The organism is Christiangramia aestuarii, assembly GCF_009735585.1.
Lineage (GTDB): Bacteria > Bacteroidota > Bacteroidia > Flavobacteriales > Flavobacteriaceae > Christiangramia > Christiangramia aestuarii.
In genome coordinates this window covers 771,031-784,710 of the sequence record NZ_VJVW01000001.1, presented here as the reverse complement: position 1 = coordinate 784,710, position 13,680 = coordinate 771,031, and the positions used below count along the sequence as shown (strand labels likewise).

The following is a 13,680-nucleotide window of genomic DNA, read 5'->3' as shown; positions in this document are numbered from 1 at the left end:
AAAAAAGGCGATTCGTTTGAATCGCCTTTTTTAATAATTCATTCCAACTATCTATTTCATTGCTACTTCCTGGCTTTTGGTAACATCTACCTGATGAGCTCCAATATCGTTAGAAAAGCCTGAAAGCACGTTTCCGTAAAAATCCCTGCTGCCTGGCTCGGTGATTTCAATTCCAGTGTTAATCGCTGGTGAAGAAGACTGAATTAAATAGGCATCGAGGTTCGAGACTTTATTTCCATAGCCTATAATTCCTCCTTTCCCAGGATTTTTCAGTAGCGGGTTGGCTTCAGTGCCGGAACTAGCGCCATTGTAGATCTCGTTCCCCGTGTTTCTGAAACTTTCCAAAGAATTATAAATATTGCCTTTATAATTAATGCTGAAATCTGAATCTGAATAATAAAGGTTTCCGGCAAAGTAACCGTCATATCCTTCAGGTATGCTTATAAGATCAGCTCCGTTAGCCGCATAAAGTATGTTATTGAAAAAATTGATATTCTCTCTTACAGGCTTCCAGTAAATATACCTTATGTTCGCTGAAGCCCTGTTGCTGGTCTGTTCGCTTAGGTAGAGCGTGTTATTATAAACATAAATATCGCTCATGGAATTATTGTTTCCATTAAATAGGTAAACGCTCCCACCATTTGTCGCCGCATCGTTCTGACTAATATTATACCTAATGGTAATATTCTTCATAGGCCTGGCACCTCCAAACTGACCTGCCATAAAACCAGCACCATCATTATCGTGCGAGTAATTGTACTGCATAACACCATTGGTCACGCCTCCGTCAAAATCAAATCCGCCCCCGTCACAACCCGATCCTGAGCTCATATTGTAAACTTCAGAATACTGGATGGTTACCTGGTCTGCATCCCAGTACCAGATACCAACGGGGCCACCGCAGTTCGTGTTTCCACTTCCGCAATCGTAAACCGTTGAATGTTCAATAACAGAATTCTGGACATCGGCTAATACTATTCCATTGCCGGAGTGCTTGTTTCTGTCGTATCCTTTAATGTTGAAAACCTCGCAGTTTCGAACTATTATATTTGAATGTGCATAACCTGTTTTACTTGACGAAAAATGTCCGTAGGAAGCAATACCGGTATCCAGGCAGTCATGAACACGGTTGTTTTCAATGAGTACATTAGAGTAACCGGAATTCCGGTTATAGGCTCCAATCACAATACCATAATCCTTGAAACCATAAACCTCTGTATTGGTAATCTCGATTAGGTCTAGCTTAATATCTCCGTCAAGGTCGTTATAGAACATGATGCCAGAATTGGTGTTGAGGTTCATGCCGCTTCCTTTTATTATGAGCTTGTCTATTTTAACACCTGATGTATTGTAGGCATAGATTCCGAAATCATCGCCTGCGTTAATGGTAGCAGTGCCTGAACCATAAGAGGAGATTAGCACAGGATTTGCACTATTGTTCGCATCATTGGAATCAAGATAAAGGTTCCCAGAAAACTCTTCTCCTCCTTTAAAAAGAATCTGATCTCCGGGTTGAAGGTCTATCTCATTTAAATTGGCAATGCTATTCCAGGCATCTTCGGGAGATAAACCGGTATTATTGTCGTTTCCAGTGTTACTTATAAAATAGGTGTTATCTGGGCATGTAGAATCACTTTTGAACTCTCCCGCAATCTTGCCAAAATCCTGATAATTTAATGTGAAGTTTCCAGCAAGAGTAGCACAGGTGTTCCCACTCTCGGCACTGGTATACCGATGCACTCCAGACCATTCAAGATCTTCGTTGGTGCCATTTAAACCACTACCATATACACAGAAGGTATAATTTGAGTTGGATGTACATGATCTCTGGGAGATCAATTCTGTTTCTTGCAAGCTTAAAACCAGCGCCTGTATATCGATACTGGTCGTGCCATCCATGGTAGTAAGAAGCATGTTAAAAGTTCTTTCCTGGTTGTTCAGTTCGATACCATTTAATGGAGAATCCTGGTCCTGGCAATTCGTACACTTATAAGTGCCTGTTACCGGAGTCACTGTATTGTTGGCGGTTTGTTCTGAAGCGATAATAGAACCCTCCTGCTTCTTGAAAACTACATCTGAAAGTAAAGGGTTATTATTTTCATCTACGGTAAACTTAAAGCTGAAATCCTCGGAGTCAAATTGAACCATTACATCTGAAGTTTTTTCGGCCTGCCTCACTTCGGCAACTTCAGCAATGAAGCTTTCACCACTGGTAATGCTCAATTTTCCTATTGATTCTTGATTGATGTTTTTTAGATTCTTAACTCCTCCAGGTATCTTTAATAAGAATTCACCTCTTGTGGAAGCGCTTTTTGTAGCAAAAATACCCTTATAAGTTGTTGTGGAGAGTTTATCTTCCTGCGTTAAATCGTTTTCTTCTATAGTCTCCTCTTCCAGTTCCAGACTTATTTCCTCTGCCGAACATGCAGTTAAAACCAGTGAGAAAAATATAGCTATAAGATTAAGGGCAAGTCTTCCCGAAGGAATAGCTTTGAGGTAGTAGGTAAAGTTCATGTAGGTTTAGGGATTTTAGAACGACACCTGGGCCGGTTAATATTATTAGTTTAGATTCGGGTATTTCGGATAGGACAAATAAATCCATTTAATCGATTAAATACAAAAATATTCGATGAAATGCATTAAATTTAACATATTGTATGTGAGTAAGTTAGGAAATAAATTTAAAGCTAGTTAAATAATTCCCAAAACGCGGAAATTTTTGAAAAATCAGATTATTAATGGGTTTTAGAAAATGGTAATACCTGTAATACAAAGTGTTATGACTTATTTTGATCTTTAAAAAAATCTTGAAAAGTAGGTTTAAGCCTCGTTTATTACTCCGGAGTAGCTATTTAATTAATTAACTATTTTTATGCTTTGTGTAACAATTACCGGTTGGTTGTATCTTTAATAGTGGATATCAATCAAAAACCATCATTATGTTACATCACAAACAAAGTTTTCTTTATTTATTTTTCGCTTTAATTGCTTTACCTGTTTTTGCCCAGCAAACAGATGCTTATAAATTATCCTATTCTTCCGCAAAAAAAGATGTTATTTCGGTAGAGGCAACCATTTATTTGCAGGATTCCATCCTTTATATGGGCGGTTATGGAGAGAAAGCAAAGCAACTTCCAAAATACGTAAAATCAATCCAGGCCTTCAATCCCGAAGGTAGAGAGCTTCCCTTAAAGTTTAAGGATTCTATGAAATGGATAGTCCAGAACTTTGAACCTGAGGCTCTCATACACCTTAATTATGAACTCCATGTGAATCATGAGCAGGAAGAATGGTCGGGTGGAATAGATGGAATTGCTTACTCCAGGGATTATGGTATCATGACTTCTGGTAGGTCTCTATTTATAATGAACGGAGAAAAAAAGAAAGATATTTTGGTTGAGGTAAAGCTGCCACAGGAGCAAATTATTAGCACTCCCTGGAAAAAAGCTGGAACCATTGAAAACAGCTTCCTGGTTCCAGATCAGGAAAGTTTACAGGAGTCTTTTCTGTTTGCCGGAACTCATGAAGAGATCATTATGAATAGGGAATCCTTCAAGCTGAAATTCGTCCTGGGAGGCGAGGCTTTGATCAGGGAAAAGGACAGAATTATTAAGATGGCCAATCAGCTACTGGATTATTATATTGAACTTATGGGTGGAATTCCTGTCTCACCTTCGGGGGAAAACCTGGACCAGTGTATGGTGATCATAACCGAAAATGAGAATATAGACGGAGAGGTGATAGGTAATCACATAAGTATGTTCATGGATCCCGATGGTGAGCCTCAATCTCAAATGATCGGCTGGTTTATTTTTGCCCATGAATTTTTTCATCTCTGGAACGGGAAAAGCATTCAGTTTGAAGGCACCAAATCTGACTGGTTCAAGGAAGGATTCTCAAATTATTATACTTTAAAGGGACTTAAACAGGTTGGTTTTATTAATGATGAGGCTTATTTCGCCATTCTCAATAATCTATTTTATAAGCGATATATCAATGATCCCGGCCTGGGAGAAATGTCGCCGGTGAATTCAGCCGATGAATTTTCCAAAGATAAGCACTGGGGCCTTATCTATGGCGGTGGTTTATTCGCGGGGATCGCCTCAGATATGGAGATCAGGTATAATTCAGATAATGAAAAAAGCCTTGACGACCTTATGAGGTACTTATATCTTGAATATGCCGGGAAAAATGAAAATGTGGACAATCCCATCCTTATTGCTAAAATTTCGGAATATGGATTTAAGGATTTTAAAGAATTTTTCAATAGTTACCTCGATGGTGCCGGGGTGATCAAACTTGAACCGTATTTAAAACATGCCGGCGCGAAGGTGGAAGAAAATGAGGAGGCACTTCATATTGAACCCTTACCGGAAAAGACTGAATTGCAAAAAGAGATCTGGGCTGGAATGATGGGGGATAAAAGGTAATTAATCTTTGTTTGGTAGCGAAAGATCATCCCATCTTTGAGTTTCCTGAATCTTTAAAAAGCTGAACCAGGAAAAAGAACATCATAAAAAGGGTTAGCAAAGCGAACGGGAGCGAACTTATGATGAGGAATTTCTGCATGGCGGTAAGGACATTACTGTTTGGTTTTACACTTCCCAGGACTACGATCGCTTCGCAAAAAAGCAGGAGTAGTCCCGCCCAGAGAAGTCGGTATCTTTTTCCTGGCTCTTCTTTTCCTTTGTCTGTGAACATACTCAGTACGAAAATGGCTGAATCTACCGAGGTCACCAGGAAACTTATTAAAAGCAGGATGGTCACTATGTTTAAAATATTGGAGAACGGAAGATTTTCGAAGAACAGGAATATGGAGGTGAACACATTGTCGAAAGAATTTTGACTCGAAGCAGAGGCATTAAGCATTTCGAAAGCGGCAGATCCAAACACACTGAACCAGAAAAAACTTCCTATGGAAGGAATAAGCAAAACACCCAGGATCATTTCTCTGATAGATCTGCCACGGGAGATTCTGGCGATAAAGACCCCGGTAAAGGGAGCCCAGGCCAACCAGAACGCCCAGTAATAATAGGTCCAGTTGGTGAGAAAATCGGTTCCTGGATCATAATTGCCAAGAGCCAGGCTTAAGGGAATAAAATCGATCAGGTATTCGTAAAAAGATCCGGCAAATCTGCTTAGCATTTTAATGCTGTTTCCTTGAAAAAGAACAAAAATGAGGACAATGAGAGTAATGTAGATATTCCAGTTAGAAATTCGTTTTATCCCCTTGTCCACTCCTGCCCAGGCAGAAATAAAGGCGAGCAGGCAAATTATAAAAGTGAGTACGAGAATGGTGGGTAAACTTCCTGCAGGTTGGGAAGTTAGATGGCTCAGACCTCCTTCGATCTGAGTAGTGCCCAGTCCTATGGCAGCAACCAGCCCGGCCACCGTGGTGAGGATGGTAAGTATGTTAACCGCCGGTGGCAGGTATTTTATTCTTTTGAACTGTTTTAAACTTGAGCCCAGGCTTACTTTTTCTTTATGTACGAAAATGGCATAGGCAATGATCAGAGCGAACATACCGTAGAAAGCCCAGGCGGTAAATCCCCATTGATAAAAAGTGTACTCCAGGGCGATGATAGCCTCCGGGGAGCCTGTTTCAATAGGAGGATTCAGGTACATGAATACCGGCTCCTGCACTGCTCTCAATAAAATTCCGGCGCCCATGCCTGCGGAGTAGAGCATGGCTATCCAGGATAAGCCGTCGAATTCCGGGGGAGAATTCCCCAGTCTTATTTTTCCGAATCTGGAAAAAGCGATTCCCAGAAGAAACAAAACGCAGCCTAGCCCCAGCCAAAGGTAGAAGCTTCCGAAGTGTGATCTTACCCATAAGGAAGAACTTTCGATGCTATCATAGAATTCATCTGTGAAGAAGAAGATCAAAAGAGAGCCCAGGATAAGTATGCTGGCAGAGATCGAAAGGACTTTGTTCTGAAATAAGCTCCTGTTCAAAAGTTTTAAATTGGCTGGTTCCTGACCTTAAAGCTAATCCTTTTTGTTGCCGCGCGCAATGCGGTTGATCATTCCTTCAAAAATAAAATAGTGGAAAGGATACATAGAATACCAGTAAAGCCGGCCCCAAAGACCCTTGGGTCGAAAAGTTGCGTTTTGATGCAGGACGTCATTTTCATCTATCTTAAATTCCAGCCATGCTTCACCGGGAACCTTCATTTCAGCAAATAAAAGTAACCTTCTTTCTTCTTTATCTGCCAGTAAAACCCTCCAGAAGTCTAGTGAATCCCCGGCATTGATTTTGCTGGGATGGGTCCTGCCTCGACGAAGGCCCACTCCGCCAGCCAGCTTGTCCAGGTAACCTCTAACTTTCCAGAGCCAGGTCCCGTAATACCATCCTTTAAGCCCACCGATCGTCCAGATACGCTCCAGCACTTCATCAGGATCCTCGATCTTGACCGATTTTTTGTCCTGTAAACAGCCATATTTGGGGATCTGTATATACTTGTTGAGTTCCTTTCTAAAACGGCCACTGCTCAGGGAATCCTTCCAGCTGGAAACTACTTCGTTCTGTTCTATTTTGTAAAAGGCCAGCCTTATTGCCTCCTTATAGGGGATTAGTTCAATATTCAAAATTTCCTGCAGCCGCGTGTCCCTAGTAATTACTTCAACAGACATGCTGTCTACAAGGTTCTGGGCCAGCCGGTAAGAAGTAGAGGTGACGAAATAAAGCCAGTAGGAGCTCAACTTCGGCGACATGAAAGGCACACCTATGATCCAGATCTTCAGGCCTCGCACCTCGGCATATTGCTCCATCATTTCCTGGTAAGTGAGTATGTCTGGCCCTCCCACATCGAAGGATTCGTTAAAGCATTCCTCGCGGCCAATAACCCCGGTGAGATACTGAATGATATTCCTTATGGCAATGGGCTGAGACCTTGTTTTTACCCATTTTGGGGTGACCATTACCGGAAGCTTTTCGCAAAGGTCCCGTATTATTTCGAAGGAAGAACTTCCAGATCCAACAATGATCGCTGCCCGCAGTACCGTAAGTTTAAAATCTCCCTTGTACAGGATCTCTTCTACGGCCTTTCGGGATTGCAAATGTTTTGAAAGCTTATCCTCGTTAATGATCCCGCTGAGGTAGATTACCTGGTTTACCGAGGTTTCGGCCATCATCTGGTTGAAATTTCTCGCAGCCTGGGCTTCCTTTTCGTCGAAATCTTTGGTGGAAGCCGTCATAGAATGGATAAGGTAATAGGCGATATCTATATTCTTGATAAGCTCGGGTGCGGCGGAATCCTTCAGGAAGTCCAGTTCTACCACTTCAACTTTTTCCTTGAGTTCTTCATTAGAGGTAAATCGGTTCTTGTTCCTAACCGCGCAAACCACTTCATGACCCTGTTCGAGTAATTGGGGAAGCAGCCTCATTCCTATATAACCGTTGGCACCGGTAAGTAATACGCGCATTTGAAGGATTTGAGACTCAAATTAGAGATTAAATTATTAATTTCACCCCCGATTAATAAAACTTTATTAAATGAATAACGTGCTGAAATTCGTCCTGCTTATCATTGGGGTAGGTCTTATTGGCTATGGCCTGTATACGCTTATTACTCCTGAGTTTAGTATCGATGCCGGTCCTCTGCAGGTGGAAGCACAGGGTGATAATACCCAGTCTTACGCGATGATCGCCTTTGGTTTCCTTTCTCTTATAGGTGGCCTTGCTTTCGGAAAACGATAATTAATTGAACAGGCTGTTCAGGATATTTACTACTGAAGAGCTGATATATTCCACTCCAATCGCGATCACGATAAATCCTATGATCCTGGATATGGCATTTATGCCCGATGCACCCAATAATTTTACAATATAGGGTGAACATCTTAAAACAAGCAGGGTAGCAATGCATACGCTGAAGATAGCTCCCACCGCGATCAATTTATCGTTCCAGGATTCATATTCCTGGTAAAGCCCGATCAAAAAAGAGATCGAACCCGGTCCTGCGAGCATGGGAATGGCCAGGGGAGTAAGAGACACCCCGTCTCTTTGAAAAGCATCTTCCTTCACTTTTGGTTTGTCCATTCCCTTGTGTTTAGAAAATGAACCGGTAAGCAGGGCAAATCCCGATGAGGTGATGATTAGTCCGCCGGCGATCCTAAGCGAGTCGAGGCTTATTCCGAAGAAATTCAAAATGTATCTTCCGGTAAAGAAACTGATAAGCAAGATCACGAAAATGTTCACCGCGGTTAGGATAGAGGTTCTGGACCTTTCTGCGCTGGAGTCGTCTTTGGTAAGGCCCACAAAAATAGGCACGGTGCCCAGGGGGTTGATCACAGAAAATAGCGCTGCGAAAACATAAATGAATAATTCCATCGATTTTTTCCGCAAAGTTGCGTCAGGAATATATTCTGTGAATTAAGGCCAAATGAACCTTGAGTTAAAGAATTGTATTTAAAAATCGAACATCTTAACCAAAAGGTTAAAGGTCCTCTATTTGGGTAGGGGCATTATCGTTCTTATAATCGATGATCTTCTGAAAGAATTTATGAATGCCAGGGGTGTCGGCCTTTACCTTTATAAAATGATGATCCTTGTAAATGCTGTATTCTTCAGCCTTTCCCTTGTACAGGTTCAGTTTATAATAGGGGATTACCAGGGCATAGGTTTCCAGGATAGAGCGGAACATCACGATAATTCCTTTATTCCTCATCTCCACGTTGCAAACATTGGCATTGTTATCCAGGATCAAAAGGTTGTAGATGTCGATGCTGCTGGAGGTGATATGCAATTTGGGTGAGCCGGATCCCTTTAGTTTTACCCTTTCAAAGAGCGTGAAGGGCTTACCTACTTCGTTATTAATTTTGTCTGAAATCGCCGGGCGATTATAGGAAATATTCAGTAGCATTTCTTTTTTCCTAAATATAAGGATTTGAGGGCAAAGCCTGGTTCCCGAAACTTCAATTCTTTTTATCTTTGCGCACTTAATTAATCGAAATTCCCTAAAAAGCATAGGAAAATGAATATTGAACAAATTCTGGCATCAAAGGTAAAAGAGGCCGTCAAGAAACATTATGAGGTAGAACCTGAAAACATCGAATTTCAACCTACGCGTAAGGATTTTGAAGGCGATATCACTTTGGTGGTTTTCCCAATGCTGAAACAGGTAAGGACCAATCCGGCGCAACTGGCCGAGAATATTGGAAAATACCTGGAGGAAGAAGTAGAGGAAGTTGCTGCTTATAATGTAATCCAGGGATTTCTGAATATCGTGATAAGCAATAAATATTATATCAATTTCTTTAATGAAGTAAGGGACAGAGAAGATTTTGGAATTCTGCTTCCGCAATCTGATGCCAGCGGTATCATGGTGGAATATTCTTCGCCAAATACCAATAAACCGCTTCACCTGGGCCATATTAGGAACAACCTTTTAGGATATTCGGTTTCTGAAATTTTGAAAGCCGCGGGAAACCAGGTGTATAAGGTTCAGGTGATCAACGACCGGGGGATCCATATCTGTAAATCTATGGTGGCCTGGCAGAAATTCGGGAATGGTGAAACTCCTGAATCCACTGGATTGAAGGGAGATAAGCTGGTTGGGAATTACTATGTGAAATTCGACCAGGAATATAAAAAGGAGATCGCTCAGCTGAAGGAAGAAGGGAAGACTGAAGATGAAGCGAAAGCTCAGGCTCCAATTTTCGTAGAGGCGCAGGAAATGCTTAGAAAGTGGGAAGCGAACGATCCAGAAGTGGTAAAGCTTTGGTCTACCATGAATCAATGGGTTTATGACGGTTTCGACAAGACGTATGATGCACTGGGAGTAGATTTTGATAAGAATTATTACGAAAGTGAGACCTATTTGCTAGGTAAGGATAATGTTCAGAAAGGGTTGGAAGACGGGGTCTTCTTCAAGAAAGAAGACGGCAGCGTTTGGATAGACCTGAGCGACGAAGGCCTGGATGAAAAGATTGTGCTAAGAAGTGACGGTACCGCGGTTTATATGACCCAGGATATTGGGACGGCAATCCAGAGATTTGCTGATTTCGATATCAACCAGATGGTCTATACCGTGGGGAACGAGCAGGAGTATCACTTTAAGGTGCTTTTCCTTATCCTTAAGAAGCTTGGATACGACTGGGCAGATGCTCTTTACCATCTTAGCTACGGAATGGTTGACCTGCCTAGCGGGAAAATGAAAAGCCGCGAAGGAACCGTGGTAGATGCCGATGATCTTATCAGGGAAATGGCAGATACCGCCAGAAGTATTTCTGAAGAACTTGGAAAGCTGGACGGATATACCGATGCTGAAAAAGAAGAACTTTACAGGATTATTGGTCTTGGAGCCCTGAAATATTATATCCTGAAAGTGGATCCTAGAAAACGAATCCTTTTTAACCCTGAAGAATCTGTAGATTTTCAGGGGAATACAGGTCCATTTATTCAGTATACTTATGCCAGGATTCAGTCTATTCTTAGAAAGGCCGATTTTGATACTTCGGCAGACCTTTCAAAAGGTTTCAGTTTCCACGAAAAAGAAAAGGAACTTATCAAGCAGGTACAGCTGTTTCCTGAAACCGTTGGCCTGGCCGCAGAGAACCATTCCCCGGCTCTGATCGCTAATTATACTTACGAACTGGTGAAATCTTTCAACTCTTTCTACCAAAACGTTCAGATCCTGGGTATCGATGATGAAGAAGAAAAGGTTTTCAGGGTACAATTATCAAAATTGGTAGCCAATGTTATTAAATCTGCATTTGGCTTACTAGGAATCGAAGTTCCGGAGAGAATGTAAAAGGAAAAATGAATTCAGAATTAAGAAGTAAGAATTTCGTCATGCTGAACTTAATTCAGCATCTGAACTAAAGAGAAATTGAATTTTAAATTTTGAACTTTCTCTTTCAGCTTCAAATCATTAAATTTGCAATTCGCTGCCATGCAGTAATAGAATAAAATCACAGGAAAATTATGTTTGATAATTTAAGCGATAAGTTAGATAATGCCTTTCACGTCCTCAAGGGTCATGGACAAATTACAGAGATTAATGTTGCTGAAAGCCTTAAAGAGGTTAGACGTGCATTGGTAGATGCCGATGTTAACTACAAGATAGCCAAAGATTTTACCAACACGGTGAAGGAGAAGGCACTTGGACAGGACGTTCTTAAAACGCTTAAGCCAGGACAATTAATGGTGAAGCTGGTCAAGGATGAGCTTACGCAATTGATGGGTGGTGAAGCTGAAGGCATCAATCTTTCGGGAAATCCTTCTGTGATCTTAATGTCGGGACTACAGGGTAGTGGTAAGACCACTTTCTCCGGAAAACTGGCAAACTTCCTTAAGAACAAAAAAACCAAGAAACCTCTGCTTGTAGCCTGTGATGTATATCGTCCGGCGGCGATCAACCAGCTTCATGTAGTTGGAGAACAGGTTGGTGTTGAGGTTTATTCAGATGAAGGGAACCAGGACCCGGTGGCGATTTCTAAAGACGCGATCGCTTACGCCAAGGAAAACGGACATAATGTTGTGATCATCGATACCGCGGGTCGTCTTGCCGTTGATGAGGCGATGATGACCGAGATTTCGAATATTCACGAAGCAATCGAGCCACACGAAACACTTTTCGTGGTAGATTCCATGACAGGTCAGGATGCGGTAAATACTGCCAAAACCTTTAACGAGAGGCTGAATTTCGACGGGGTGATCCTTACCAAACTGGATGGTGATACTCGTGGTGGTGCTGCGATCTCTATTAAATCTGTGGTGAACAAGCCTATCAAGTTCATCGGTACCGGTGAAAAGATGGATGCCATGGATATTTTCTATCCATCTCGTATGGCCGACAGGATCCTGGGGATGGGAGATGTTGTCTCTCTTGTGGAAAGAGCCCAGGAGCAGTATGATGAAGAGGAAGCAAGAAAGCTTCAGAAAAAGATCGCCAAGAACAAATTTGGATTCGATGACTTCCTGAATCAGCTTCAGCAGATCAAGAAAATGGGATCTATGAAAGATCTTTTAGGAATGATCCCCGGAGCCGGGAAAATGCTGAAAGATGTAGATATCGATGATGATGCTTTCAAAGGGATTGAAGCGATCATTCATTCCATGACTCCGGAAGAGAGAAGCGAACCAAAGATCATTAACGCCAGCAGAAAGAAGAGAATTGCGAAAGGTTCAGGAACTTCGGTTCAGGAGGTGAACCAGCTATTGAAGCAATTCAACCAGATGGGTAAAATGATGAAGATGATGCAGGGCGGCGGTGGCCGAAAAATGATGCAAATGATGAAGGGGATGCAGTAAGTTTGCAGTCTCAATTTGCAGATAACCCTTCAATTTTCTATACACAACAACAAACACACAACAATTAATGACAATTCTCGACGGTAAGAAGGTTAGCAACGACATCAAGGATGAAATTGCTGCTGAGGTTACCAAAATCAAAGAACGTGGTGAGAAAGTACCGCATCTGGCTGCTATTATAGTGGGAAAGGACGGCGCGAGTATGACCTACGTTAATTCCAAGGTAAAGGCCTGTGAGCGGGTAGGTTTTGAATCTTCACTTTACAGGTTGCCTAACACCATCAGTGAGCTTGAGCTGCTTGACAAGATAGAGGAGCTTAACCAGAATGATGATATCGATGGTTTTATTGTTCAGCTTCCTCTTCCTCCGCAGATCGATACCCAAAAGGTTCTAAATGCTGTAGATCCAGATAAGGATGTGGATGGGTTCCATCCAACCAACTTTGGAAAAATGGCCCTGGATATGACCACCTTTATCCCAGCGACTCCTTTCGGGATCCTGGAGCTTTTAGAGCGCTATGATATTCCTACCAAGGGAAAACATACCGTGGTAATTGGCAGAAGTTATATCGTGGGAAGGCCAATGAGTATTCTGATGGGAAGAAGTGGTTTCCCGGGGAATTCAACGGTTACCCTGACTCATGAATTTACCAAGAACATCACCCAGGTGACTTCCCAGGCAGATATTATCATTATAGCTGTGGGAATTCCAGATTTCCTTAAGGGAGAAATGATTAAGGATGATGCCGTGATCATTGATGTTGGTATCACCAGGGTGCCAGATGACAATGCGGAAAGAGGTTACGTGATCAAAGGAGATGTAGATTTCGACAATGTAAGCAAGAGAGCTTCCTATATAACCCCGGTTCCGGGAGGAGTAGGGCCAATGACGGTTTCCATGTTATTGAAGAATACCTTGCTGGCCAGGGAAAGACATAAAAAAAGAGCCATCGAGGCTCAAAGATAGAATTTAAAAGAGGGATCGTTGATCCCTCTTTTTTTTATACGATATCTGTAGTATCGCCATGTTCAAGTTTCCAGTCCAGGTAATTGTGAATGTCAGATTCAATGAACCTTAGACCAAAGGTCAAAACGGCCAGGTCATCTATATAACCTATCCCGGGAACGAAATCTGGAACTATATCCAGTGGATTCAGGATATAAAGCATGGCAAAGGCGATTGTGGCAATAGTGAACCAGGGAACTTTGGTATAAACGCCCCTGCGGTAATCCTTGAGCATTCCGAACATGATCTTACCGAGTTCGGCGTATTTTTTCAGCATGTTGGAGTTCACGATCTTGTCTGAGATCTCTTCCTGGTTTCTCATGGTGATCTTCACATCGTCATCGTCGATCTTGGTGATTTCGGTCTTAACGAAATCTTCATCTATTTCTTTTTTCTTTTTTCCGAACATATCTAAGTT

General features: G+C 41.9%; 11 protein-coding genes. 5 read left to right on the top strand and 6 right to left on the bottom strand.

Features of this window, described 5'->3' with window-relative positions:
* Window positions 1-51: 51 nt before the first annotated feature.
* A complete protein-coding gene (locus FLP08_RS03550) occupies window positions 52-2,514 on the bottom strand; it encodes a right-handed parallel beta-helix repeat-containing protein (protein ID WP_156274098.1) in 2,463 nt (820 codons plus the stop codon).
* A gap of 425 nt (window positions 2,515-2,939) precedes the next feature.
* On the opposite strand from FLP08_RS03550, the gene FLP08_RS03545 reads away from it, so the two are divergent.
* Window positions 2,940-4,430, top strand: a complete 1,491-nt coding sequence (locus FLP08_RS03545; protein ID WP_156274096.1) for a M61 family metallopeptidase — start codon at window positions 2,940-2,942, stop codon at window positions 4,428-4,430.
* Between the two features lie 25 nt (window positions 4,431-4,455).
* Here the strand turns inward: FLP08_RS03545 and FLP08_RS03540 are convergent, their stop codons facing one another.
* Window positions 4,456-5,955 carry a BCCT family transporter gene (locus FLP08_RS03540; RefSeq protein WP_156274094.1) on the bottom strand — a complete coding sequence of 500 codons (1,500 nt, stop codon included), beginning with the start codon at window positions 5,953-5,955 and terminating at the stop codon, window positions 4,456-4,458.
* A 33-nt stretch (window positions 5,956-5,988) separates the two neighbouring features.
* The gene (locus tag FLP08_RS03535) at window positions 5,989-7,425 is read right to left on the bottom strand and encodes an SDR family oxidoreductase (RefSeq protein ID WP_156274092.1); all 1,437 of its coding nucleotides are present in this window, start codon (window positions 7,423-7,425) and stop codon (window positions 5,989-5,991) included.
* Between the two features lie 70 nt (window positions 7,426-7,495).
* On the opposite strand from FLP08_RS03535, the gene FLP08_RS03530 reads away from it, so the two are divergent.
* Entirely contained in the window at window positions 7,496-7,699 is a 204-nt protein-coding gene (locus FLP08_RS03530) for a hypothetical protein (protein ID WP_156274090.1), read from the top strand.
* Here the strand turns inward: FLP08_RS03530 and FLP08_RS03525 are convergent, their stop codons facing one another.
* Window positions 7,700-8,332 (bottom strand): MarC family protein, encoded by a 633-nt coding sequence (locus FLP08_RS03525; protein WP_156274088.1) that lies wholly within the window; start codon window positions 8,330-8,332, stop codon window positions 7,700-7,702.
* A gap of 106 nt (window positions 8,333-8,438) precedes the next feature.
* Window positions 8,439-8,864, bottom strand: coding sequence for a hypothetical protein (locus FLP08_RS03520; RefSeq protein ID WP_156274086.1), 426 nt, complete (start codon window positions 8,862-8,864; stop codon window positions 8,439-8,441).
* Window positions 8,865-8,975: 111 nt separating this feature from the next.
* Here FLP08_RS03520 and argS point away from each other — a divergent pair, with 111 nt between their 5' ends.
* The 3 genes from argS to FLP08_RS03505 all read left to right on the top strand — a co-directional run bounded on the left by argS (window position 8,976) and on the right by FLP08_RS03505 (window position 13,223).
* Complete coding sequence (gene argS / locus FLP08_RS03515; protein ID WP_156274084.1) at window positions 8,976-10,754, top strand: arginine--tRNA ligase; 1,779 nt, start codon at window positions 8,976-8,978, stop codon at window positions 10,752-10,754.
* A 173-nt stretch (window positions 10,755-10,927) separates the two neighbouring features.
* Complete coding sequence (gene ffh, locus FLP08_RS03510) at window positions 10,928-12,256, top strand: signal recognition particle protein (RefSeq protein WP_156274082.1); 1,329 nt, start codon at window positions 10,928-10,930, stop codon at window positions 12,254-12,256.
* Window positions 12,257-12,323: 67 nt separating this feature from the next.
* On the top strand, window positions 12,324-13,223 hold the full coding sequence (locus tag FLP08_RS03505; RefSeq protein ID WP_156274080.1) for a bifunctional 5,10-methylenetetrahydrofolate dehydrogenase/5,10-methenyltetrahydrofolate cyclohydrolase: 900 nt from the start codon (window positions 12,324-12,326) through the stop codon (window positions 13,221-13,223).
* A gap of 34 nt (window positions 13,224-13,257) precedes the next feature.
* On the opposite strand, the gene FLP08_RS03500 is transcribed toward FLP08_RS03505, so the two are convergent.
* Window positions 13,258-13,671: a YkvA family protein gene (locus FLP08_RS03500; protein WP_156274078.1), complete on the bottom strand. Its 414-nt coding sequence runs from the start codon at window positions 13,669-13,671 to the stop codon at window positions 13,258-13,260.
* Window positions 13,672-13,680 lie beyond the last annotated feature (9 nt).

Coding starts and splice junctions, on each gene's coding strand:
- FLP08_RS03530 (WP_156274090.1), top strand. CDS start 7,496: ATGAATAACGTGCTGAAATTCGTCCTGCTTATCATTGGGGTAGGTCTT.
- FLP08_RS03545 (WP_156274096.1), top strand. CDS start 2,940: ATGTTACATCACAAACAAAGTTTTCTTTATTTATTTTTCGCTTTAATT.
- FLP08_RS03535 (WP_156274092.1), bottom strand. CDS start 7,425: ATGCGCGTATTACTTACCGGTGCCAACGGTTATATAGGAATGAGGCTG.
- FLP08_RS03525 (WP_156274088.1), bottom strand. CDS start 8,332: ATGGAATTATTCATTTATGTTTTCGCAGCGCTATTTTCTGTGATCAAC.
- FLP08_RS03520 (WP_156274086.1), bottom strand. CDS start 8,864: ATGCTACTGAATATTTCCTATAATCGCCCGGCGATTTCAGACAAAATT.
- ffh (WP_156274082.1), top strand. CDS start 10,928: ATGTTTGATAATTTAAGCGATAAGTTAGATAATGCCTTTCACGTCCTC.
- FLP08_RS03500 (WP_156274078.1), bottom strand. CDS start 13,671: ATGTTCGGAAAAAAGAAAAAAGAAATAGATGAAGATTTCGTTAAGACC.
- argS (WP_156274084.1), top strand. CDS start 8,976: ATGAATATTGAACAAATTCTGGCATCAAAGGTAAAAGAGGCCGTCAAG.
- FLP08_RS03505 (WP_156274080.1), top strand. CDS start 12,324: ATGACAATTCTCGACGGTAAGAAGGTTAGCAACGACATCAAGGATGAA.
- FLP08_RS03550 (WP_156274098.1), bottom strand. CDS start 2,514: ATGAACTTTACCTACTACCTCAAAGCTATTCCTTCGGGAAGACTTGCC.